Source organism: Alkalitalea saponilacus, assembly GCF_900168165.1.
Lineage (GTDB): Bacteria > Bacteroidota > Bacteroidia > Bacteroidales > Marinilabiliaceae > Natronoflexus > Natronoflexus saponilacus.
In genome coordinates this window covers 79,882-103,020 of sequence record NZ_FUYV01000009.1, presented here as the reverse complement: position 1 = coordinate 103,020, position 23,139 = coordinate 79,882, and the positions used below count along the sequence as shown (strand labels likewise).

The following is a 23,139-nucleotide window of genomic DNA, read 5'->3' as shown; positions in this document are numbered from 1 at the left end:
TTCGGGACGAGTTCTCCCGAGGCTTCGGGAGTAACTTATAAACAAATTATTGACACATGAAACGATTGATATTAGTAAGACATGCCAAAACAGAGGCATATAGTGATGCAGGATCAGATTTTCAAAGAAAACTGAAAAAGCGTGGACATAAAGATGCTACCTTGGTGGCAAGGGATCTTAAGGAAAAAGGTTACCACCCCGACGTGATTATTTCAAGCCCGGCAACCCGGGCTCTTCAAACTGCTGAGATTTTCTCCAGAGTTTTTGATTTGGACATTATGACCATTCAACAAGCATCTTTTATTTATGATGGTGATACCACTGCCGGAATGTTGCATGGCATTTCGCAATTGTGTGGCGAGGCAAAAACAGCTCTGGTGGTTGGGCATAATCCGGACATTGCTATGTTAAGCATCAGATTGAGCGGACAGGATATGTTCCATTTTCCTACCACGGCAAGTACCGTAATTTCTTTCCCAATTACAAAATGGAGCGATATGGAAGTAGGAAAAGGACGAAAAGAATACTTTATCTATCCTAAGGTGTTGAAAGTTCAAAAGTAATTTCAGAAATGGATTCCTGATAGCTGTGATTTTACCCGACAGGGAATAACAAATCGAAAACAAGAGCCTTTTTTGGGCTCCGATTCAACAGATATCTGACCGCCCATTAAATCAATCAGACTTTTGGAAATGGCCAGTCCCAATCCGGTGCCGGCTGTATGGTGATCACCATTTCCTGCTTGGCGGAATCGTTCAAATATAAGAGACTGGTCTTCTGAGGCAATTCCAACTCCAGTATCGGTCACCGAAAACTCAATTTGCCGATCATTATTTATAAAATAGGCAAGTTCAATTGATCCGGAATTAGTGAATTTTATCGCGTTATTGATCAGGTTATAAATGATTTGTTCAATTCGGTGCGGATCAGATTCAATGAAGAAATCCTTTTTTGTGTTTCCTTTTTTTACGACAAATGCAATGTTTTTGTTCTTGGTGTTAATCAATGTTTTTGCCACCATTTCAATGTTTTGCAACAGCGTGTGCAGATCGAATGTTTCTGGTTTAATCTGAATTTGTCCCGACTCAATTTTACTGATATCAATGATGTCGTTGATTAGGTTTAACAAACTTTCTCCGCTTTTTAATATCATTTTCAGGTATTTCTCAGCCTCCTTGCTGCTCATTTTTTCTTTAAGGATGATGTCCGAAAAACCAATGATGGCATTCATTGGTGTGCGAATCTCATGAGACATATTGGCAAGGAATGCTGATTTTAACCGGTCGCTTTCAAGCGCCCGGTTACGTGCTTTATGTAGTTCGTTCTCAAACTCTTTTTGAAAGTTAATATCGGTAAGTATCCCAACCATCCTTACCGGTCTGTTTGATTCATTAAACTCAGTAACCCTTCCATGTACGCTATGCCATCCATATTCTCCGTTATCTGTTTTTAATCTGAATTCACCGTGAAATCCTCTGTTGGTTCCTTTAACGTGCATGATAAATGCTTCTCTTATCTGGTCAATGTCCTCAGGATGAAACAGATTTCTTACCATCTTGATATTAAAGTTTGTTTCAATTTTATCATCATATCCCAGAAAACGAGATAATCGTTTATTTAGATAAATGGTTTTGTTTTCAAAATCGATGTCCCATAATCCGGTATTAGATCCTTCCAGAGCTAGTTCCAGACGATTCTCACTTTTGCGGAGTCTTTTTTCAATGATTCTTTTCTGATTGAGTATATGCAGCAATATAAGTATGGCAGTTACAAAAAATATAAGCACAGAACCACCTATAATAATCGTCCTTTGATATTTTCGAAATAGGTTTTCAGGCCGGTTAATGAATGTTATGTAGCCTTCTCTGGGTATGATGAGATCGTATCTTTTTAGTTGAGCATAATCAAATATCACATGTTGAGGAGTCTTTATAAGAAATGGAACCTGTTCGGCCTGGCCGGAGAGTATCTTCCGCATGGCTCTTCCTGCTTCTATCCCCTGATCGGTTCCGTTTATAACAGAACCCCCAACTATAAAATTACCAAACAAAAAGTCCCAATTCCCATATACAGGAACATCGAGAGATTCCCTGATAAAATCGGCCTCTAGAATGATGTCCCGAGACGAACCATCTCTATCCAGGTATAAACTCAGAAGGTATATGGCGCGATTATTTTCAGGAAATGCCGAAAGTTGCTCTTTTAATTGAAAGGGAGTTGTAGCATAAATAATCTCATAGTTTAGGTGTGTGAACTCTGGTTCTATAGCATTCTTGAATTGGTTAACGAAGAGCAGGCCGGATAAAGTTGAGTCAGATATTACAATCAACTCTTCTATCTCAGGCTGAACTATTTCAATGAGTCTAAGGGTTGATTCAATGTCAATATCTTCAGCAACACCCCGATAACGGGTGGTGTCAATGTTAAAGTCCCTGATGTTATTTACCCCGCAAAATACCACCGGTACCTTGCCAAACAACTCATCTCCATATTTTAGAATGAATTCCATGGCATGATTATCGCTACAAATAATGCCCTGTACATTTATCCCTTTATATTTTTCAAACATGTAATTTCTGAAGGCTTCCAATTGAGGTTGCGTGTGGAATTTCTTTGTATCCATATATTCAACAAAGAGCCTGTAATTATCTTTTTCAGGCAGTTCTTTGATTATGGCATTGGTCAGATCCTGTGTCCACTTGAATGTAGTATGGTATGAGTTGATGATGACGATATCTGTCAGTTTAACGCAAGTATCAGCAACTGTTGCTCCTGTAGTCAGGATAAACAGAATTACTAACAGTTGATTTTTTCGTATCATAAAGTCGTGATAATTTACTCACAAGTTATAGGAAATTTTCTAAATTAAAAAGGTTGTGAGGGTAATCTGACATAAGTTTAGTTTAATCAATATTGTTTTTTGATTATTTTTTCTAATCTATATGGATGAATGCAAAAGGAGTGTTAATTTTACTGTTTCAGGAGAGCTGCATTTTCTGAATGATTTCAAGAAGAAATGATGATATACCAGCCACAAAAATACAAGATCGGGGACAAATCCATGACACCTTTTATTGATCCCAATGAAATATGGGATTATATTAATGGGTTTAAAAATCCATCAGCAGAAAGGGTGCTGGAAGTTATTGATCGAGCTTTGAACAAAAATCGTCTCACACTTGAAGAGACAGCTGTTTTGGTTAACACGACTGATCCATTGCTCATTGAAGCCATAAAAGATGGTGCACGGAAACTGAAAGAACAGGTGTATGGTCGTCGAATTGTGTTGTTTGCTCCATTATACATCGGGAATTATTGCACCAATAATTGCGCCTACTGCGGATTCAGAGCAACCAATAAAGATCAGCTGAGAGTAACGCTAAATAAAGAGGAGATAGTTAAAGAGGTGGAGATCCTTGAAGATGCCGGACATAAACGTCTCATTCTTGTTTTTGGCGAACATCCCCAATATAATGCGGAATTTATTGCGGAGTCGGTTTGTACGGTTTATGGAGTGAAAAAGGGTTTCGGCGAAATTCGACGAGTCAACATCAACGCTGCGCCGTTTGATGTTGAGGGTTTCAGAACCATCAAAGAGGCCGGAATAGGAACTTACCAGGTTTTTCAGGAAACTTACCACCCAGAAACTTATCTGGAAGTTCATCAAGGAGGGAAAAAGCGGGATTATGACTGGCGTTTGACAGCACTTGACAGAGCACAGGAAGCAGGAATAGATGATGTGGGAATTGGTACTTTACTCGGATTGTACGACTGGCGTTTTGAGATTTTAGGCCTAGTTAGGCATGTCAATCATTTCGAGGCTGTCTATAATGTAGGTCCACATACCATCTCTTTTCCACGTATTAAAAAGGCTTCGGGATATACCATCGATCAGAAATATGCGGTGAGCGATGCCGATTTTACTAAACTTGTAGCCATATTGAGGCTGGCCGTGCCATATACCGGCTTAATACTTACAGCCAGAGAACCTTGGCATGTGCGTGATGAAGTTTTGCAGTTTGGTGTATCTCAAATTGATGGTGGAACCAATATTGAGATGAAAGGATATTCCAATCAAAAACCAGAGCAAAATCTAAATGCTGAACAGTTCGAGATTAACGATAACCGCTCGTTACAGGAGGTTATGACTGAATTAATTGAAAAGGAGTATATCCCTTCTTTTTGTACTGCATGCTACAGATTAAACAGAACAGGCGAGCATTTTATGGAGTTTTCGGTACCGGGTTTTATCAAGCGATTCTGCCAACCCAATGCCATGCTTACTTTGGCTGAATATCTTGAAGATTACGCTTCGGATGAAATTAAAATAAAAGGTTATCAGCTGATTACCGATAACCTGGAGCATTATCCGGATGATGCTTTTAAAGATAAGTTGATTGAACGCCTGGATTTGATTAAAAAAGGTCAGAGGGATCTGTATTTTTGAGGCTTAAAGTTAAAGGTTATAAGTTAAAGGTTTTTAGTTGATTGTTTTAAGTTTATGGTTTTGAGTTTATGGTTTTTAGTTTAAGGTTTTAAGTTGATGGTTTTAAGTTTCGGAGCATATCGGGAAAGGTTTGAAAACATTGAGCGTAAAACCTAGAACATTAAACCTAGAACCTCAAACCCTCAACTCTCAACCCTCAACTCTCAACTCTCAACCCTCAACTATCAACTATCAACACAAAACAACCCAACCCTCTGTCCTGTCTTCAGTCTAAAATCAACCAACTTTCTTCGCTGCTTTTTCATCCATCATCCAGATGCTGTTATCAGGCTTAACAAGTGATGCCGGGTATTGTTTGTAGTTGTCTTTTTTATTGATGATTTCATCCACTTTCTCCGCTTTTTTCTCACCTGTAATCCAGAAAAGAATTTGCTTTGAGTTGTTTATTACATTGCCGGTCAGGGTGACCCTGTTTTGTCCGGTGTCGGGATGAGTAGCAACTTCACATATGTTTTCTGAGTTCCACAATTCAATTTGGTGGGGAAAAATGGATGCGGTATGACCATCATCACCCAAACCCAGTATCATGAGGTCGAATTGGGGGAGACCGTTGATAAAAGGCACTTCTTTTTTTATGGACTGTTCGTATTGGAGAGCCGCATCGTGGGGGCTGATTTCACCGGAGACTCTAAATATTTTAGTTTTATCAACCGGAACTCTGCTAAGCAACAGATCATGGGCCATTCCATAGTTACTTTCCGGATCTATGGGTTCCACACACCGCTCGTCACCCCAGAAGAATTTGATGTTTTTCCAGTTAATTAGGTCTTTAAACTCTAATACCAGGATTTCGAAAATGGCTTTTGGTGTACTTCCGCCGGAAAGAGCAATGGTGACATTTTCCGATTCTTGAGTCAGTTGCTCCAGTTGTTTTCCAAACTCTCTGGCCATGGCTTTTTTGCCGGGGTATATTTCAATTTTTGGTGTCATAGTTGTCTCAAATAGATTATCATAAGATCTTAAGTATTCCCTTTGCCTATAATTCGCAATACTCTCCGTCGCCAACCAGATTTTTACATGGGTATCTCCATGTTTGTTCTCCTTCAATCAGCTGATCTGAAACATCCGGACCCCATGTTCCGGCCGGATAACCATGAACTTTGATGCAAGGTTGGTTTTTCCAGGCTTTGAGTATAGGATCAACAAATTCCCAAGCGGCCTCCACGGCATCAGCTCTGGAATAAAGTGTGGCGTCGCCAAGCATACAGTCAAGCAGTAGCCTTTCGTAAGCACTTGGTAAATAAGTGTCGTTCAGTTCGGAATAGTGAAAATCCATATTCACATCCTGTACGTTGAATCCGGCGCCGGGAACCTTCATTCCGAATTTCAGGAGAATTCCTTCATCCGGTTGTATCCTGATGACCAGCTGGTTTTTTTGTTTCATAATATCTTTATCCCCATGAAACAGGTGATGTGGCGTAGGTCGGAAATGTATAACAATTTCAGTTACACGAGTCGGCAAACTTTTTCCGGTGCGTATGTAAAACGGAACACCGGCCCATCGCCAGTTATCAATAAAAAACTTCATGGCCACGAAGGTCTCTGTTCTTGACTTGGGGTTTACTCCTTTTTCTTCGCGATATCCTTTTTGTTTTTTACCTCTGATTTCTGAACCGATATACTGCCCGCGAATCACAAATTCCGGAACTTTTTCCTCTGGTATTGGCCGAAGCGATTGCATCACCTTCACGATTTCATTCCTGATGCTCTCATCCTTGATTAATGCAGGTGGCTCCATGGCCACCAGCGAAGCCAGCAACATCAGGTGGTTTTGCACCATGTCTCGCAAAGCACCCGAATCTTCGTAGTATCCTCCACGATCGCCTACACCAATGTCTTCGGCAGAAGTAATTTCTACATGATCAATGAAATTACGATTCCAAAGGGGTTCAAAAATCCCATTGGAAAAACGTGTAACCAAAAGGTTCTGCACGGTCTCTTTTCCCAGGTAGTGGTCTATCCTGTATATTTGATCTTCTCGAAACTGGTTTTGAAGATCTCGATTCAGGCTTCTGGCACTTTCCAGATCATAACCAAATGGTTTCTCAACTATCAGTCTTTTAAAACCATTGGATTCATCATTTAATTGGTTATTGGCCAGAAATTTTGGAACCAAGGGATACATGCTTGGTGGTGTAGCCAGGTAAAAAATGTAGTTGTTCCCGGTTTTTAATTTTTTGTTGAGTGATTCCAGATGATTTTTAAAATCGGGGTACTCTTTCTCTTCTTTGGTGTTGAAGGCGTAATAGAAGAGTTTCGTAAGAAACTCTTCTTCCATACCTTTTTTTGTTTTGATGGTTCCTGAGAACTTTTCAATTCCCTCTTTCATCTTATCCCGAAACTGATCGTCGCTCAGATCGGTTCTTCCCAAACCTAAAACTCCAAAATTATCGGGAAGCAGCTTTTGTGTATAAAGATCAAAAACCGACGGAATCAGTTTACGGTATGTCAGGTCGCCAGAGGCTCCAAAAATTACTAAAATATGTTTTTCCGGTTGTCTCATGTTTTACTTTACATTAATCTTATGGTTTTAAATAAACCATACAGTGAATATTATTTTAAATGATTAATATAATATTTTTCTTCATCAGGTTGTTCGGGTTAAAAATAATATTAACGGCGCTAACGCTTCAATTGTTCATTTTTCTGTTTTTTGAAAAAATGCAGAGAATCACCCCACTCTCCCAATCCGGTTTCTCTTCCCGTAAAGGCTATACGCATTTGGAGACAAGAGAGGCAGTCGTCGGCTGATTCATCAATACAAGGTTTATTGTTATACAGTTGATAGTTTTTGCGCTCTGTGGCAGGGGTAATATTGGGCATGATGATGTTGGCACCACATTTTATGGCTTTTTCTCTTCCCATGGGATCAATGGCCTGCAACGCTGTGGAGGCTGCAATGTTTATATCGGGCATCATTAACCGAAGCGTGGCTATCATGTTCAGCGTCATATGCAGTCTCTCTTCCTGTGTGTACGCCGACTGAGATGATTTAGCCAATGGCGTGTCTTCGTGTTCAATGTATGGCCCCATGCCAACCATGTCTATGTCAAATTCTTTTAAAAACAGAAGATCATTTGCCAAATCGCTGATGGTTTGACTGGGAAGACCAACCATAACTCCCGATCCGGTTTGATAACCAATTTCTTTAAGAGCTTTAAGGGCTTCCAATCTACGTTCAAAACTGTGCAGTTTGTTTACAGGATGTAGCTTTTGGTAAAGTTCCTTGCTGGTTGTTTCTATGCGTAATAAGTAGCGATGTGCTCCGCTGTTGAACCACTTTTGATAGGTCTCCTTGGTTTGTTCTCCTAAACTAAGTGTGATTCCTATCTTGTTGTCTGAAATCTCCTTGATTTTTTTTATCAATTGGTCGATGCGATCAATAAATTTGTTGTCAATTCGTTCGCCTGATTGCAACACCACAGACCCATACCGATTTTCGAAGGCATATCTGGCTGCCTGGATGATGGCCTCATCATCCAGATTGTATCGGGGTACTTTTGTGTTGCTTTTCCTGATTCCACAGTAAAAGCAATCTTTTATACATACGTTCGAAAACTCGATCAGACCTCTAAACCAAACTTTGGAGCCTCTTAATTCAATGGCTTTTTGTCCGGCCATTTCACGTAAAGCTTTGCTGTTGGCTCCGGAGCATCCTATTAGAAAGGCTATCTCTTCACCTGACAGACTCTTTTTAAAATCAATTTGGTTTATGTTGGTTGTCACGTTCTTTTTTTTGTAAAAATATAAAAAATATATGGGTAGAATACCATTGTGGTAGTTGAGTATGATAAAACTCAAAGCATCTGTTCATTAATTTAATGTAATTTTGTTTTGATGGAAGTTGAAATCCAGTTATCCATCCAAAATCGAAAAAAAATGAGATATGATAAATAAAACATTGTTTTCGCCATCGGGAATTGTTGTCGTGGGTGGTTCAGAAAACATATCCAAGCCGGGAGGCAAAATTGTGAAGAATATTGTGGATGGTGGTTATACAGGGAATTTATTTGTAATTAACCCCGGGCGTGATATGGTGCAGGGAGTTGCTTCTTTTTCCAGTGCAAAAGAGCTGCCCGGCGACGTCGATTTAGCCATTCTTGCCATAACCGCACATCAGTGTCCGGCAGCTGTCAGAGAACTTGCAGAATTAAGAAATACACGTGCTTTTATAGTTATTTCAGCAGGCTTTAGTGAGGAGGGTGAAGAGGGCGCATTATTGGAAAATGAACTGCGTGATGCTGTAAATTCTTTAGGAGGAACTCTTATTGGACCAAATTGCATTGGTGTCATCACCCCTGTTTACAACGGGGTTTTCACTTCACCTGTACCACGACTAAATCCGGCCGGATGCGATTTTGTTTCCGGCTCTGGTGCTACAGCCGTTTTTATTCTCGAATCTGCACTTCCCAAGGGGCTAACTTTTTCATCCATCATTACTGTAGGAAATAGTGCTCAGACAGGTATTGAAGAGGTGTTGGAATACTGGGATGAATCATTTGATGTATCAACAAGTTCAAAAATCAAACTAATTTATGTAGAGAACATACAGAAGCCTGATAAATTATTAAAGCATGCCACTTCCCTTATTAACAAAGGATGCCGGATTGCAGCCATCAAATCCGGAGTAACTGATGCGGGGCAGCGTGCAACTTCATCGCACACAGGTGCGATGGCAAGTGCCGACTCTGCTGTAGAGGCTCTGTTTAGAAAAGCCGGCATTGTTCGATGTTTTGGCAGAGAGGAGCTTACAACAGTGGCTTCTGTGTTTATGTACAACGAGTTAAGAGGCAAGAATCTGGTCATCATCACACAGGCCGGCGGGCCTGGTGTAATGCTTACCGATGCGTTATCTGATGGCGGTTTAAACATCCCTGCCTTAGAAGGTGCGGATCATGATCGTATTCTGAAAATGTTAAATCCCGGTTCTTCTGCATCCAATCCCATCGATATTCTGGCAACAGGAACCGCTGAGCAACTTGGGAAAGTCATCGACTACTGTGACAACGAGATGGATGAAGTAGACGGGATGATCATTATCTTTGGAAGTACGGGGCTGACTACCGTTTATGATGCTTTTGACATGATTCATGAGAAGATGCAAAATTGCCGGAAGCCTGTATTTCCCATATTGCCGTCTATCAGTAGCGCCAGGAGCGAAGTGGAAGAGTTCCTGGCAAAAGGACACATTAATTTCCCTGATGAGGTAGTTTTAGGTAAGGCTCTGACCTCAGTTCACAACACCCCAAAACCTGCAGGTGAGAATGTTTATATGGAAGGAATTGATATTACTGAAATCCGAAGGATTGTTGAAACTGCTATGGATGGATTTCAGGAACCCGGAGTGGTAGGCCGTTTGCTTAAGGCTGCCGGTATTCCGATAGTGGAGGAGGGGGTTGCAGCTACACGTCGGGGTGCTTTGCGAATTGCCAGAAGAATTGGTTATCCGGTAGCGCTTAAGGTGATTGGTCCAGTTCATAAATCGGATGTTGGAGGAGTGACCCTTAACATCAAAACTGAAGCACATTTAAATGCCGAATATCGCCGAATGAGAAAGATAAAAGGTGTAAATGCCGTGTTGGTTCAGAAGATGCAGTCGGGGATGGAGTTGTTTATTGGAGCAAAGTATGAACCCCGTTTCGGACATGTGGTATTATGTGGTCTGGGAGGAATTTTTGTCGAAGCATTAGGTGATCATTCCCATGGATTGGCACCTTTGACTTTTGATGAAGCTAGATCCATGATCCGAAGCCTGAAAAGCTATCCCATCATTCAGGGGATTAGGGGTACAGAGGGTGTAAATGAAGATTTATTCGCAGAAATTATTGTCAGATTATCAACTTTGTTGAGGTATGCTACTGAAATTAAGGAGATTGATCTTAATCCATTGCTCGGTAATCAGGATTACATAAGGGTTGTGGATGCCAGAATGTTGATAGAAAAAACATGACATATGTTATAAAACATGTTATTAACATTTCTTGATAAGTGTTAATGTTTGTATTTTGCGTGCTTAATCTGCTAAAACTTAAAAATATGATAATCAAACAATTATCTGTATTCCTTGAAAACAAATCTGGTCGTTTACACGAAGTTTTCGAGATTTTTGGGGAAAATAATATAAATGTTTCGGCCTGTAGTGTTGCCGATACTTCTGAATTTGGAATTCTACGGATGATTGTTTCTGAACCGGAAAAGGCCAGAGATGTTCTGAAGGAAAAACTGTTCTCGGTTAATATCAGTGAAGTCATTTCATTTGCAACACCCAATACTCCGGGTGCATTGGCCAAAGCTCTTCAGATACTTTCCAAAGCCAATATCAGCATTGAATATTTATATGGATTTTCAGTTGGTGAAAAATCATTTATCGCTCTCAGAAGCGATAATGTTGAGCAGGCCATTATGGAATTACAACGAAACCAGATGGAACTGATTTCGGCCAGTGATCTGTATAAATTTTAAATCATATTCAATCTCATTCATCAAACTAAACCTAAATGACAAATACAATCTGGAACCGGCATTTTGAAACCATGCCGCGGGAACAAATGAAAGTTGTTCAAAGTGAACGGCTTAGAGATGTGGTGGAACGTGTATACTATAATGTTCCTTATTACAGGGAAAGAATGCAGCAACAAGGTCTTGGGCCTGAACATATAAAGTCTGTTGATGATTTAAAGCTTTTACCTTTTACTACCAAAAACGATTTACGGGATAATTATCCTTTTGGATTGTTTGCAGTTCCCATGAGCGAAATAATCCGGTTACATGCGTCCTCAGGAACAACCGGAAAACCAACTGTGGTTGGTTATTCCCGACGAGATATTGGAGTGTGGAGCGAAGTTATGGCACGGACATTAACAGGTGCTGGTGCCGGGAAAAATGATTTTATTCACATTTCATACGGTTACGGACTGTTTACAGGTGGATTGGGACTGCACTATGGCGGCGAAAAAATTGGAGCATCAGTCATTCCTATTTCAGGAGGAAATACAAAAAGACAATTGCAGTTAATGCGCGATTTTGGAAGTACAGTGCTGGCCTGCACACCATCCTATGCTTCTTATCTTGCCGAAGCCATTGAAGAAGGAGATATTGACAGGGATGAGCTTAAATTGCGGGTAGGTGTGTTTGGTGCAGAGCCATGGACTGAAAACATGCGTCGCGAAATAGAGAAAAAACTTAAAATCAAGGCCATTGATATATATGGTTTGAGCGAAATTATTGGTCCGGGTGTCTCTTTTGAGTGTCAGTACCAGTGCGGTCTGCACATCAATGAAGACCATTTTATTCCTGAAATCATTGATCCTGAAACGCTGGAAGTTCTTCCCGAAGGAGAACTGGGAGAACTGGTGTTTTCTACAGTGACAAAGGAGGGACTGCCAATTATCAGATACCGAACACGCGATTTGACTCGCCTGAATTTTGAAACCTGTGCCTGTGGCAGAACCCTGGTCAGAATGAACAAGTGCACAGGTAGAAGTGATGATATGTTGATTATTCGCGGAGTAAACCTGTTTCCATCACAAATTGAAAGTGTATTGCTTGAAATGGACGAAACAACTCCTCATTATCTTTTGGTGGTCGACAGGCATAATAATCTGGACACCCTGGAATTGCATGTAGAAGTTGAGGATCGGTTTTACCAGGATAAAATCAGTGAACTGCAGACTTTACGCATGAAAATTCAAAACCATGTGGAGAGTGCCACCGGACTTTCAGTGGCCGTAAAACTGGTTGAGCCGAAAACGATTGAACGCAGCGAGGGCAAAGCCAAACGGGTGATTGATAAAAGAAAGTTGTTGTAGGTTCTTTTTTGTGGTTTATGGTTGGAGGGTGAAAGGGGATTACGGAGACCGGAGAGCGGAGACCGGAAATCGGAGAGCGGAGAGCGGAGAGCGGAGACTGGAAACCGGAGAACGGAGGAGGGTTTCAGGTTGAACGTTGCTGGTTAGGAAAAGGTGCGATGAGTGCAGCCTGATATATCAAGGTGGGAGTTAGGTCAAGAGGTAGAGAGGCGGATGAAAATACGGGAGTAGAGCCTGCCAATTCCCGAAGCCTTCGGGAGCGATTGATAATGCCGCCGCAGGTGGCTAATGTCGGTAGGTCAGAATGTTTCATTGAGAAAAGGCACGCCGTAGGTGTGCAAAATAAATACAGTTCGATGTTATTTGGGATGTTTTTTTTATTTTATCTGAATGGGAGATAAGGTACAATCGGTTACCTGTCGTCTGATAATATGTATTTTGATATGAGTAATCCTTTTCCTCTTAGCAAAGAGGTTATATACAAGTTCAGGGAAGAGTTGGGCATAAAAACCCTGGCTCATGCTTCCATTCGCCAGATTGTTTATCTGGTGAATAAATTGCAGGAAAAATACGGTGTGCAATTCATTCGCACTGAAATGGGAGTACCTGGATTACCGGCGCCATCCATAGGTGTTGAAGCTGAAATTGAGGCATTGAAAAGTGGTGTTGCATCAATATACCCGCCAATTGAAGGCATTCCTGCATTGAAGCAGGAGTTGTCGAGGTTTGCCAAACTCTTTCTAAATATTGAGATATCTCCGGATGTTTGCATCCCAACAGTGGGAGCCATGCAGGCTTCAATGCTTTTGTTTCTGGTGGCTAATCGTCGGGACGCAGTAAAGGATACCACTCTTTTTATTGATCCCGGCTTTCCCGTTCAAAAACGCCAGCTTGGCGTTTTGGGAATGAAATATGAAAGTTTTGATATTTATAATTTCCGGGGTGATAAATTAAGGGAAAAACTGGAGTCTTATCTTAAAAAGGGAAACATCAGTACATTTTTGTATTCAAACCCAAATAATCCCGCGTGGATTTGTTTTACGGAAAATGAGCTGAGAATCATCGGAGAACTGGCAAACAAGTACGATGTCATCGTACTTGAGGATCTAGCCTATTTTGGAATGGATTTCCGGGAAGACTTTGGTTGTCCCGGTGAGCCACCATATCAGCCAACTGTTGCAAATTACACCAATAATTATGCACTGATTTTTTCCAGCTCTAAAGTTTTTAGCTATGCAGGCCAACGTACTGGTGCCATGCTTATTTCGGATGAGCTGTTTAATATGCAGTTTCCAAATCTTTCGGGGTGGTTTGTTTCTGATGTCTTTGGACGGGCTGTTTTGCAGGAAGCCATGTACACGGCTTCTGCCGGCACGGCACATTCTTCACAGGTAGGGTTTGCAGCCATGCTGAAGGCTGCAAACGATGGAACTTATGATTTTATTGGCAATGTAAGAGAATATGGAAAGAGAGCGGCATCCATGAAGCGCCTGTTTCTGGAGAATGGATTTAAAATTGTTTACGATCATGATGAGGAGAAGGAGCTGGCAGATGGGTTTTATTTTACCATTTGCTACCCCGGTATGACAGGAGAGGAGCTGCTTGGTGAACTTTTGCGCTTCGGAATAAGTGCAATAACACTTGATACAACAGGAAGCTCCAGAACTGAGGGTTTAAGAATCTGTGTTTCGCAAACATCATCGGATAGGTTTGCAGATATGGAGGAGCGTTTGAAATTATTTAGAACGGTTCATGGGGAGTAATTAGAATGTTTACAAATTAGTTGCGTAACTCTCTGTTTTATTTATAGATTATAAACCGTAACCGGTTTGTAAAGCTTTGTTTAGATGTAATCTAAAATAAAGAAATGTGGTGAAATCGGGGAATATGATTAAATTCGTAATCAATTCAAATGTTAATTAAATAATTTATGGCAAAAGTTAGAGGTGCAATTGTGGTGGATACGGTAACCTGCAAAGGTTGTTCTCTTTGTGTAGAGTCTTGTCCCACCGATGTTATCCGTCTGGCTGCGGAGGTAAACGCAAAAGGATACAATTACGCTTATATGGAGAACCCGGAGGCTTGTATCGGATGCGCCAATTGTGCAATGGTATGTCCAGATAGTTGTATCACTGTTTATAAAGTTAAAGTTGCTGAAGCTGTCTGACAGTTGAATCATTGCAACTAAATCTCTCTTTCTGTTGGTTTATGCCAACAAAATAAATCAGGTAACGAATTCATAACAATGAGCGAATTAAGGTTAATGAAGGGAAATGAGGCCATCGCCGAAGCTGCCATACGATATGGAGTAGACGGATATTTTGGCTATCCCATAACGCCTCAGTCTGAAGTAATGGAGACTTTAATGGATCTTCGTCCCTGGGAATCAACCGGAATGGTGGTTTTACAGGCTGAGAGTGAAATTGCGTCCATCAATATGATGTATGGTGGAGCAGGATGCGGAAAAAAAGTAATGACATCTTCATCCAGTCCCGGAATCAGCTTAATGCAGGAGGGGTTGTCTTATCTGGCAGGCGCCGAATTACCTTGCGTTGTCGTAAATGTGGTTCGTGGCGGACCAGGTTTGGGAACCATTCAGCCTGCTCAGTCTGATTATGCTCAGGCGGTTAATGGTGGCGGACACGGAGATTACAATTTGATAGTGCTTGCTCCTTCGTCTGTACAGGAGATGGCCGATTTTGTGGAATTGGCTTTCGAACTGGCTTTTAAATACCGCAACCCGGCCATGATTCTCTCTGATGGAATGATAGGTCAAATGATGGAGAAAGTTGAGCTAAAGCCTCAAAAAACACGCATGTCCAACGAGGAAATCGCTGAAAAATATCCTTGGGCAACCACAGGTAAACCCTCATCTCGCGAAAGAAATATCATAACATCTGTAGAGCTTGATCCATATGCTTTTGAACGGTTTAATAACAAAGTTCAGGCAAAATATAAGCAGATGCACAAGGAGGATGTTCGTTTTGAGCAGTTTCAGTGCGAAGATGCAGAGTACTTATTGGTGGCCTATGGATCTAGTGCTCGCATATGTCAGAAATCTGTACAGTTATTGAGGGAAAAGGGCATCAAAGCAGGCCTGTTACGTCCCATCACACTGTTCCCGTTTCCGGGAGTTGAACTGGAAAAACTTGCAGGTCAGGTTAAAGGAATGCTGGCCGTGGAGTTGAGTGCCGGACAGTTGGTGCGTGATGTACGTCTGGCTGTTAACGGTAAAGTGCCGGTGGAGCATTTTGGCCGTATGGGCGGTGTTATTCATTCACCCGAAGAGGTGGTTGAAGCTTTGGAAAAAAACTTTTTAAAAGGTTGATTATGGCGTTGGAAGTTAAAGATATTATTAAACCGGAAAATTTGGTTTACGCAAAAACCAAGCTCCTCACCGAAAGGATGTTACATTACTGTCCCGGCTGTACTCACGGGGTAGTAAATAAACTAATTGCCGAAGTAATTGATGAATTAAACATTCAGGAAGATACCATTGGTGTTACTCCGGTTGGTTGTTCTGTTCTTCTTTATAATTATATAGAAATCGACTGGCATGAAGCTGCGCATGGTCGTGCACCTGCCGTAGGTACCGGCATTAAACGTTTGCGGCCTGAAAAGTACGTTTTTACCTACCAGGGCGATGGCGACTTGGCTGCCATAGGTACAGCAGAGACCATTCATGCCTGTAACAGGGGTGAAAATATGCTGATGGTTTTTATAAATAACGGAATTTACGGGATGACCGGAGGGCAAATGGCTCCTACAACCCTTGAAGGAATGAAAGCATCAACCTGTCCTTTTGGACGGGATGTGGAGCACGATGGAAATCCACTTAATATGACCAGCATTGTGGCTACCTTACCGGGAACATGTTATGTAACCCGCCAGGCAGCGCATACAGCTCCGGCAGTTCGAAAACTTAAAAAAGCTTTGCGAAAAGCTTTTGAAAATCAAAAAGATAAAAAGGGAACATCGTTTATTGAGGTGGTGGCCACCTGTAGCTCCGGATGGAAAATGAATCCCGTTCAATCCAATAAATGGATGGAGGCCAATATGTTTCCAATTTATCCGTTGGGCGATATAAAAGATGTATAATCAAGTGAAAAGTTCACATTCTTTTTAAAAGAGTAGAGATTTTGCCTTGGGTTTATTAAAATCACGAGATCATGAATGAAGAAATAATTATAGCCGGTTTTGGTGGTCAGGGTGTCCTGTCAATGGGTAAAATCCTGGCATATTCCGGCGTTATGCAAGGTATGGAAGTTTCATGGATGCCATCTTATGGACCCGAAATGCGGGGCGGTACAGCCAATGTTACGGTAATCCTGAGCGATAGCCGAATCAGTTCCCCAATTTTACGCAAGTATGACACCGCCATTATTCTTAACCAACAGTCAATGGATAAGTTTGAGCAGACGGTTAAACCGGGTGGTTTATTGGTATACGATGGAAATGGAATCACACGACATCCCGAGCGAGATGACATCAATATCTACAGGGTTGATGCAGCAGAGGAGGCGTCTAAAATGCAAAGTGCAAAAACTTTTAACATGATAGTGTTAGGAGGATATTTGAAAATCAATCCGGTGGTTACGATGGAGAATGTCATGAACGGACTTAAGAAATCTCTACCAGATCGTCATCATCATCTTTTACCGCTAAATGAGGCCGCCATCAAGCGTGGTACTGAAATAGTGCAGGAGATAGCAACAGTTTAGAATAATGACTTAATTAAACAGCGACCTGAGAGTCGCTGTTTTTATAGTGATTTACTATATCCGCTAAAGAATCTGTCAAACTTTCCTCCCAGTTTCTCTTCAAATTGATCCATTGCACGTTTTCCCGTACAATGACCGGTTATCAGCATGGCATCCGGGTACTCTGACCTAAAGGTGTTGGCTATGGTTGAAATTTCCTCTTTATTTTCATATATAGCGGAGTTGCTGTCGAGGAGGTGAGTCCCACCGGCAAAAAGTATAATGGATTTGTTTTTCCAATAGCTTGAGGCTGCATTTAGCGTATTTAGCAACCCATTGTGTGTGCAGGCCGAAAATACCACAATTTTATCGCCTTGTTTTAGCGTCAGAGCAATTTCATGGCTGAAATTGTCAGGAATTAAATTGTTGTTGATCTCTGTTAACAGATGCCGGTTCCCTTTTGGGACAGGATAAATTTGGTTAAAGCTGGCAATCAACGCGATGTTATCATTGATTAACCCATTTTGACTAATGAATTCGAATCTGTTTTTATATTTATTGAAGAGTGAATGATCGGTAGAAATGTCCTTTGGATCGCTCAATTTGGTTGAGTAGAATGATTGATTTTTAATTCTTTCGGAAAGAAATACAACCGCTTTTTTATTGATTTCCAGAAACGCTCCCAAGCCACCGGTGTGGTCACGATGTCCGTGCGACAGAACAAGATAGTCTATCTCTTTGATGTTGATTCCTAATTTTACAACATTTTTTATAAAGGCATCTGAGTTGCCTGTATCGTATAATATTTTCGTCTTTTGTGATTCAATAAAGATGCTCAAACCATGCTCTGTCAGAAGCTTTTCTTTAGGATTTGGGTTATTATCGATGAGAATGGTGAACCTCATGTCTTTTGGTTTAGCTTTTCTTAAATGTTGGTCAGATTCTTAAAGGTTGAGGTTGTTTCCTGAATCCTGTAGCTTTTTTAGATACAGTTGATGATGAAAACTTCCTTCCCTCATTAATGGTTTGTGACATTTTTCACAAACCTTTTCGCGGCAAGGGATTCCGGGTTTATGAATGTATTTGATGTTGCAATGAACACATATACAATCCCCTTTGCACTTCTGGTCAGACATAATTTTCTCTGTTATTTTTTATCTATTCTTCGTAAATTATCTGATTTACAATAATTACACTCAAGTAATTGTTGGGTATTTATGTTGAGTTTTAAACACTCATTACATCTGTACCAGTAATCCTGGGTGTAATAATTACCACCATCAAAAAATATCGCTTTACCTTCTGTAAAAGCTCTGGCAATAGCTCTTCTGGCATTTTCATAAATGCGTGTAAAGGTAGGACGCGAAACTCCCATGCTTTTTGCCGCCTCAATGTGATTCAATCCTTCGTAATCTGCCAGTTTGATGGCTTCATACTCCTCAAACATAAGGATTTCAGGTTCAAGGTCGGTGAATGGTATCCCAAAAGGGCGAAAACCCTCCATTACGGGAGGGTTTTTTAGTTTTCGCTTTTTTGGTGGTCTGGCCATTCTATTTTTTTATGGCTTTAAACACTTCATCTTTTGCCAGTGGTTTGGTGCAGAAAAACCAGTCATAACATTTAATTCCGCTCTCTTTACCATCCACTCTGTCTTTGGCTGTTCCGCATGAACCTGCCGGAGGTACAATCAGGTCGTCTCCCGGTTGCCAGTCTGCCGGAGTTGCTACTTCTAAAGCATCGGCTGTTTGAAGAGCAATGACAACTCTTTTCAGCTCATCAAAGTTTCGTCCAAGTGAAAGTGGATAATAAATGATGGTTCTGATTTTTCCTTTTGGATCCACAAAGAAAACAGCACGTACTGCTTTGGTGTTGCTTTCGCCGGGTTGAATCATTCCATATTTTTTAGAGACTTCCATGGTGATGTCTTCAATAAGAGGGAAAGTAACTTCTACATCCTTCATCCCTTTGTACTCAATTTTTTCCTTTATGGTGCGCAGCCATGCTATATGGCTGTAAAGTCCGTCAACAGATAGTCCGACCAATTCGGTGTTGAGTTCCTTAAATTCATCCTGCATCTTTGCGAATGTCATGAATTCTGATGTACATACAGGGGTGAAATCTGCCGGGTGGCTGAAAAGAATAACCCATTTCCCTTCATAGTCGGATGGAAAATTAATGGTACCCTGAGTGGTTACCGCTGTAAATTGTGGTGCGTCGTCGCCAATGCGAGGCATGGCGATGGTTTCTTGTTGTTCCATAATCTCTTTTTTTGTGATTGATTGTTTTTACTAAATTTAATAAATAATGAACAAATGTTCAAAATTATTTTCGTGTCACAAAGTAATTACAATCAATGCTTTTTATGCTGTATAGATAAATACTATAAATAAGGTATGAAATTTTATGGGTCTGTTGCTTTTACAATAATAGAAATTAGATATAACGGAAAAACTAAAAAATCAGAGTCCATCTCACATAAGGAATGGGGAAGGGGAATAGGCTCAACTGCTTTAAGTTGCGCTGTGCAGAACCCGGCTCGGAGTTTGAATCGGATGCGAAATATAGGAGGAAAGGGTTTTGACGTCCATAAAGATTTATCACTCCCAGACTCCATATTCTTTCGGTTCGGTCTCTCTGTTTGGAGAAATTGAAACCTACATCCATTCTATGAAAAGGGGGCATTCTGTATTGATTCAGTGAAACTGCATCTTCTGAAAAACCGCTGCCTGGCGATTCATCCAAAAATGGAAAATCGGGTGCAAAATATTTCTCTGAAGGGAGGGTAATGGGGGTTCCACTACCAAATTGCCAATTCAGGTTGCCATCAATTCGTTCATTAAACTGATATTTCAGGTTCAGGTTGATGTCATGGCGACGGTCAAACCTAGCGGGAAAGGATCTGCCATTGTTGATCTCTTCAAATTGGTTAGTGGTTTTTGCCAAAGTATAACTCAACCATCCGGTGAAATCACCGTTGTTTTTTCGCAGAATCAGCTCAAGGCCGTAGGACTCCCCATCTCCTCCTGTCAGCTTATCTTCCCATTCGGTGCTGTAATCAAAAAATCCTGTGCTCTCTTTGTAATGCAGGAGGTTTTTCATCTGTTTGTAGTAAACATCGCCCGATATGGAGTAGTTCTGATTAAATCCTGATTTCCAGTCGGTACCCAGTGAAACCTGTCTGCTATACATGGGGGGAATGGTTTCGGTAACCGGCAACCATAAGTCTGTTGGCAGCGCCACATTGGAAGAACTTACCAAATGAATAAACTGTGACATGTGAGAATACGCGGTGCGCATGTTCCACATGGGCGACAATTCGTAATTTAATGAGATTCTGGGTTCAAGTGAGTGATAAAATTTATCGTTTCCATTAAAAAGCACATATCTTGCACCTGCATTTACCCTGAGTTTACGCATCAGCGTAAACTCGTCTTCCAGATAAAAATGGTATTCACCTCCGGTGAGTCTGACATCTCCTAAAGTTGTATCTACCGGCTGGGAAGTACCCGGGCTTCGTTGAACCACATCCACCCCGGGGTTAAATTCGTGCTGGATGGCATTCAATCCAAATTTTACCTGATGGTTGTTTGCCGGGTAGTAGTCAAAATCTACCTTAACACTATAATCTCTTATTCCGCTGATATATCTTTGCTCGAAACTGTCCCAATTATTGTTGATTTCATGATTACGTTCTACACCTATGAAAAAACGATAATCAGAAAAGGTGGCAGTGAGATTTCCAAACAGTCGTTGATTGAACACGTGGTTCCATCTTAATGCAGTTACAACATTCCCCCAACCGGCATTGTTTTCGTCGTTTATTGTGGTTCTCAACGGTTCACCACCAGGTGAACCATTGTTTAAAGTAAGGTCTACAAAGTTGTAAGTTGTCATGTATTTATCACGTCCCCAATAAGCACTGAGATAGAGTCGGTTTTTGTCGTTTATAATGTGATTGTATTTGGCGTTTAGATCGAAAAAATAGTAGTTGGTGGTTTCTTCTTGTCCACGCTGAGCCAACGCGGCAATGGCATCCATATAGGTTCTTCTGAAAGAGATTGCAAACCCAGACCGGTCTTTTTGAACCGGTCCATTAAGGGAAACGCCTGAGGATAGCAACCCAACGTTGATGTTTCCTTCAACCCGTTCGTTGTTTCCTTCCAGCATTCTAATGTCTATTACCGACGATATTCTACCTCCATAGCGAGCTGGAAACCCACTTTTAAGTACAGAAACGTGTTTAACGGCATCGGCGTTAAACACCGAGAAGAAACCAAGCAGATGTCCTATGTTGTATATGGGAACATCATCCAGCAAGATTAAATTTTGATCGGGTCCTCCACCACGCACGTACAAGCCACTGAAACCTTCGCTTCCACCCTGAATGCCGGGAAGCATCTGGATGTTCTTAACAATATCAGTTTCTCCTAAAAGTGCAGGCGTTTGTTTTATTTCGTGAATGGGAATCAGAATGTTTCCCATTCTGGCCGCGTTTAACTGTGCGTAGGATAGTTGTCCAACCACATCAATTTCACCAAGCAGGAGGTGGGGTTGAAGATTAAAAACGATGACTGTGTCATTGTTTAGTTCCAGGGGTTTTGATTCTGTTTGGTAACCAACGTACGATGCATTCAGGGTATGCTTACCCGGAATTAGAGTGATGCTGAAAAACCCATAGTTATTACTTACGGTTCCTTTAAAATCAGGGGAGGTATAGATATTTGCTGCCGGCAAGGATTCCATGCTTCCGGCTTCACGGACAAAGCCGCTGATAGTATGTTTTATCTCTCTCTTTGGCGGAGGTGTAAGAATCAGCCTGTTTGAACGAATTGTATATGAGAATTGAGCGTCCTTAAACAGATGACTGACGTGCTGAAGCAGTGTCTTTTCATGGCCGGAAAGCTGGCCGCGCTCAGGAATTGGTAGTCGTGAACTGTAGCTGATGACCCATCCCGATTTCTCTTCCAGTAGCCGAATCAGTTCGGGAGTGCTGCCGCTGACAGGTTCTAATTGAATACGGGGGGTAACATCGGTTTGTGCCAATAAAAATTGCGAGGTTGTTCCGGTTAAGAGAACAACCCCGTATATGATTCGAGTGATTATTTGAATTAATAAGGGTCTGGAAGGGATCATTTAAATAAGCATTGAATGATCCCATAAAATTAATCAGAGATTACTAAAACTCCGTTATGAAGTGCAAACTTTTTTTGAAAATGTAATGATAATTCTTCAGTTATGTCATGAAGCGACTGTTTCTGAAAACGGGTGGTTACTTTAATGTTGGTGGTGTCTTTTATGTTGAATGCTTCAATTTCCGGGAAATGATCTTTAAGAGTTTTTGCTATTTCGTAAAGAGTGGCATTATCAAATTCCAGTAACCCGGTTTTCCAACTCAGAAAATTATTATCAGATATGAGCGATTTTTGAATCAATCTTTGTCCGGCCAACGCTCTTTCTCCCTGCTTTACATCAAGACTGCCGGTTGGACTATATATGGTTACACCTCCTTTGGTGACATTGAGTTCAATAATGCCATTTTCGTGAGTTGCATCCAGATGAAATGCTGTACCGGTTACATGAACCTGAACGATTCCGGTCTCAACTTTAAATGGACGGTCTTTGTCCTGTTGAATTTCAAAGTAGCCTTCGCCGGTCAGTGCAACGGTTCTTTGGTCAGGCTTAAATGAGTTCAGAAACTTAAGGGAAGAGTTTCTGTTAAGAAACACGATGCTTTGATCGGGTAATACTATCGAGTCCGACGATGCACCCGTTTCAAATACAACCCATCTTCCATATCCGGGTACATTCCAATAAACCCATAATCCTGCGGATACTGATATCACCAATCCAATTACAGCGGCAACTCTCATGAAAAATGAAAGAGCTCCCGATTTCTTTTTTGTGAAACCAATGCGCCGACGGATGGCTTGCCAATCTTGTTCGGGGTTGTAACAGGGTTTTGCAGCCTGCTCCCAAACAAACCGGGTTTCATTAAAAAGCTGAATAAATTCCCGGTCATTTTCTAGCAAGGATTCAATTGTGATTATCTCTTCGGGTGATGTATCACCACATAGGTATCTCACAATCAACTCTTCCTGGTTGTTGATATTAGAAGTCATACGAT

Annotated in this window: 19 protein-coding genes; 10 read left to right on the top strand and 9 right to left on the bottom strand. The window is 41.2% G+C overall.

What is annotated here, in order from left to right; genetic code table 11:
* Positions 1-56: 56 nt before the first annotated feature.
* The gene (locus B5X70_RS08905; protein WP_079557554.1) at positions 57-563 is read left to right on the top strand and encodes a SixA phosphatase family protein; all 507 of its coding nucleotides are present in this window, start codon (positions 57-59) and stop codon (positions 561-563) included.
* A gap of 2 nt (positions 564-565) precedes the next feature.
* On the opposite strand, the gene B5X70_RS08900 is transcribed toward B5X70_RS08905, so the two are convergent.
* Positions 566-2,821, bottom strand: coding sequence for a sensor histidine kinase (locus B5X70_RS08900; RefSeq protein ID WP_079557553.1), 2,256 nt, complete (start codon positions 2,819-2,821; stop codon positions 566-568).
* 240 nt (positions 2,822-3,061) lie between these two features.
* On the opposite strand from B5X70_RS08900, the gene hydG reads away from it, so the two are divergent.
* Positions 3,062-4,447 carry a [FeFe] hydrogenase H-cluster radical SAM maturase HydG gene (gene hydG / locus B5X70_RS08895; RefSeq protein ID WP_232468370.1) on the top strand — a complete coding sequence of 462 codons (1,386 nt, stop codon included), beginning with the start codon at positions 3,062-3,064 and terminating at the stop codon, positions 4,445-4,447.
* A gap of 276 nt (positions 4,448-4,723) precedes the next feature.
* On the opposite strand, the gene pgl is transcribed toward hydG, so the two are convergent.
* The 3 genes from pgl to hydE all read right to left on the bottom strand — a co-directional run bounded on the left by pgl (position 4,724) and on the right by hydE (position 8,233).
* Positions 4,724-5,437, bottom strand: coding sequence for a 6-phosphogluconolactonase (pgl, locus tag B5X70_RS08890; protein ID WP_079557551.1), 714 nt, complete (start codon positions 5,435-5,437; stop codon positions 4,724-4,726).
* 46 nt (positions 5,438-5,483) lie between these two features.
* On the bottom strand, positions 5,484-7,010 hold the full coding sequence (zwf, locus tag B5X70_RS08885; protein WP_079557550.1) for a glucose-6-phosphate dehydrogenase: 1,527 nt from the start codon (positions 7,008-7,010) through the stop codon (positions 5,484-5,486).
* Between the two features lie 119 nt (positions 7,011-7,129).
* Positions 7,130-8,233: a [FeFe] hydrogenase H-cluster radical SAM maturase HydE gene (gene hydE / locus B5X70_RS08880; RefSeq protein ID WP_079557549.1), complete on the bottom strand. Its 1,104-nt coding sequence runs from the start codon at positions 8,231-8,233 to the stop codon at positions 7,130-7,132.
* Between the two features lie 160 nt (positions 8,234-8,393).
* On the opposite strand from hydE, the gene B5X70_RS08875 reads away from it, so the two are divergent.
* From B5X70_RS08875 to B5X70_RS08840, 8 genes are all read left to right on the top strand, one after another.
* On the top strand, positions 8,394-10,457 hold the full coding sequence (locus tag B5X70_RS08875) for an acetate--CoA ligase family protein (protein ID WP_079557548.1): 2,064 nt from the start codon (positions 8,394-8,396) through the stop codon (positions 10,455-10,457).
* An 86-nt stretch (positions 10,458-10,543) separates the two neighbouring features.
* Positions 10,544-10,969: an ACT domain-containing protein gene (locus tag B5X70_RS08870; RefSeq protein WP_079557547.1), complete on the top strand. Its 426-nt coding sequence runs from the start codon at positions 10,544-10,546 to the stop codon at positions 10,967-10,969.
* Positions 10,970-11,004: 35 nt separating this feature from the next.
* Positions 11,005-12,315, top strand: a complete 1,311-nt coding sequence (locus B5X70_RS08865) for a phenylacetate--CoA ligase family protein (RefSeq protein ID WP_079557546.1) — start codon at positions 11,005-11,007, stop codon at positions 12,313-12,315.
* 443 nt (positions 12,316-12,758) lie between these two features.
* On the top strand, positions 12,759-14,078 hold the full coding sequence (locus B5X70_RS08860; protein WP_079557545.1) for a pyridoxal phosphate-dependent aminotransferase: 1,320 nt from the start codon (positions 12,759-12,761) through the stop codon (positions 14,076-14,078).
* A gap of 167 nt (positions 14,079-14,245) precedes the next feature.
* The gene (locus tag B5X70_RS08855) at positions 14,246-14,482 is read left to right on the top strand and encodes a 4Fe-4S dicluster domain-containing protein (protein ID WP_079557544.1); all 237 of its coding nucleotides are present in this window, start codon (positions 14,246-14,248) and stop codon (positions 14,480-14,482) included.
* Between the two features lie 78 nt (positions 14,483-14,560).
* Positions 14,561-15,643 carry a 3-methyl-2-oxobutanoate dehydrogenase subunit VorB gene (locus tag B5X70_RS08850; RefSeq protein WP_232468369.1) on the top strand — a complete coding sequence of 361 codons (1,083 nt, stop codon included), beginning with the start codon at positions 14,561-14,563 and terminating at the stop codon, positions 15,641-15,643.
* A gap of 2 nt (positions 15,644-15,645) precedes the next feature.
* The gene (locus tag B5X70_RS08845) at positions 15,646-16,413 is read left to right on the top strand and encodes a thiamine pyrophosphate-dependent enzyme (protein ID WP_079557543.1); all 768 of its coding nucleotides are present in this window, start codon (positions 15,646-15,648) and stop codon (positions 16,411-16,413) included.
* A 71-nt stretch (positions 16,414-16,484) separates the two neighbouring features.
* Positions 16,485-17,036, top strand: a complete 552-nt coding sequence (locus B5X70_RS08840) for a 2-oxoacid:acceptor oxidoreductase family protein (RefSeq protein ID WP_079557542.1) — start codon at positions 16,485-16,487, stop codon at positions 17,034-17,036.
* Positions 17,037-17,077: 41 nt separating this feature from the next.
* On the opposite strand, the gene B5X70_RS08835 is transcribed toward B5X70_RS08840, so the two are convergent.
* The 5 genes from B5X70_RS08835 to B5X70_RS08810 form a co-directional block, all read right to left on the bottom strand.
* A complete protein-coding gene (locus tag B5X70_RS08835) occupies positions 17,078-17,920 on the bottom strand; it encodes an MBL fold metallo-hydrolase (RefSeq protein ID WP_079557541.1) in 843 nt (280 codons plus the stop codon).
* Between the two features lie 242 nt (positions 17,921-18,162).
* A complete protein-coding gene (locus tag B5X70_RS08825; RefSeq protein WP_079557539.1) occupies positions 18,163-18,564 on the bottom strand; it encodes a DUF134 domain-containing protein in 402 nt (133 codons plus the stop codon).
* Position 18,565: 1 nt separating this feature from the next.
* Positions 18,566-19,273 carry a peroxiredoxin gene (locus B5X70_RS08820; RefSeq protein WP_079557538.1) on the bottom strand — a complete coding sequence of 236 codons (708 nt, stop codon included), beginning with the start codon at positions 19,271-19,273 and terminating at the stop codon, positions 18,566-18,568.
* A gap of 193 nt (positions 19,274-19,466) precedes the next feature.
* Positions 19,467-22,148 carry a TonB-dependent receptor gene (locus B5X70_RS08815; protein WP_079557537.1) on the bottom strand — a complete coding sequence of 894 codons (2,682 nt, stop codon included), beginning with the start codon at positions 22,146-22,148 and terminating at the stop codon, positions 19,467-19,469.
* 29 nt (positions 22,149-22,177) lie between these two features.
* Positions 22,178-23,134: a FecR family protein gene (locus B5X70_RS08810; RefSeq protein ID WP_079557536.1), complete on the bottom strand. Its 957-nt coding sequence runs from the start codon at positions 23,132-23,134 to the stop codon at positions 22,178-22,180.
* Positions 23,135-23,139: the final 5 nt, after the last annotated feature.

Coding starts and splice junctions, on each gene's coding strand:
- B5X70_RS08905 (WP_079557554.1), top strand. CDS start 57: ATGAAACGATTGATATTAGTAAGACATGCCAAAACAGAGGCATATAGT.
- B5X70_RS08900 (WP_079557553.1), bottom strand. CDS start 2,821: ATGATACGAAAAAATCAACTGTTAGTAATTCTGTTTATCCTGACTACA.
- hydG (WP_232468370.1), top strand. CDS start 3,062: ATGACACCTTTTATTGATCCCAATGAAATATGGGATTATATTAATGGG.
- pgl (WP_079557551.1), bottom strand. CDS start 5,437: ATGACACCAAAAATTGAAATATACCCCGGCAAAAAAGCCATGGCCAGA.
- zwf (WP_079557550.1), bottom strand. CDS start 7,010: ATGAGACAACCGGAAAAACATATTTTAGTAATTTTTGGAGCCTCTGGC.
- B5X70_RS08875 (WP_079557548.1), top strand. CDS start 8,394: ATGATAAATAAAACATTGTTTTCGCCATCGGGAATTGTTGTCGTGGGT.
- B5X70_RS08870 (WP_079557547.1), top strand. CDS start 10,544: ATGATAATCAAACAATTATCTGTATTCCTTGAAAACAAATCTGGTCGT.
- B5X70_RS08865 (WP_079557546.1), top strand. CDS start 11,005: ATGACAAATACAATCTGGAACCGGCATTTTGAAACCATGCCGCGGGAA.
- B5X70_RS08860 (WP_079557545.1), top strand. CDS start 12,759: ATGAGTAATCCTTTTCCTCTTAGCAAAGAGGTTATATACAAGTTCAGG.
- B5X70_RS08855 (WP_079557544.1), top strand. CDS start 14,246: ATGGCAAAAGTTAGAGGTGCAATTGTGGTGGATACGGTAACCTGCAAA.
- B5X70_RS08850 (WP_232468369.1), top strand. CDS start 14,561: ATGAGCGAATTAAGGTTAATGAAGGGAAATGAGGCCATCGCCGAAGCT.
- B5X70_RS08845 (WP_079557543.1), top strand. CDS start 15,646: ATGGCGTTGGAAGTTAAAGATATTATTAAACCGGAAAATTTGGTTTAC.
- B5X70_RS08840 (WP_079557542.1), top strand. CDS start 16,485: ATGAATGAAGAAATAATTATAGCCGGTTTTGGTGGTCAGGGTGTCCTG.
- B5X70_RS08835 (WP_079557541.1), bottom strand. CDS start 17,920: ATGAGGTTCACCATTCTCATCGATAATAACCCAAATCCTAAAGAAAAG.
- B5X70_RS08825 (WP_079557539.1), bottom strand. CDS start 18,564: ATGGCCAGACCACCAAAAAAGCGAAAACTAAAAAACCCTCCCGTAATG.
- B5X70_RS08820 (WP_079557538.1), bottom strand. CDS start 19,273: ATGGAACAACAAGAAACCATCGCCATGCCTCGCATTGGCGACGACGCA.
- B5X70_RS08815 (WP_079557537.1), bottom strand. CDS start 22,148: ATGATCCCTTCCAGACCCTTATTAATTCAAATAATCACTCGAATCATA.
- B5X70_RS08810 (WP_079557536.1), bottom strand. CDS start 23,134: ATGACTTCTAATATCAACAACCAGGAAGAGTTGATTGTGAGATACCTA.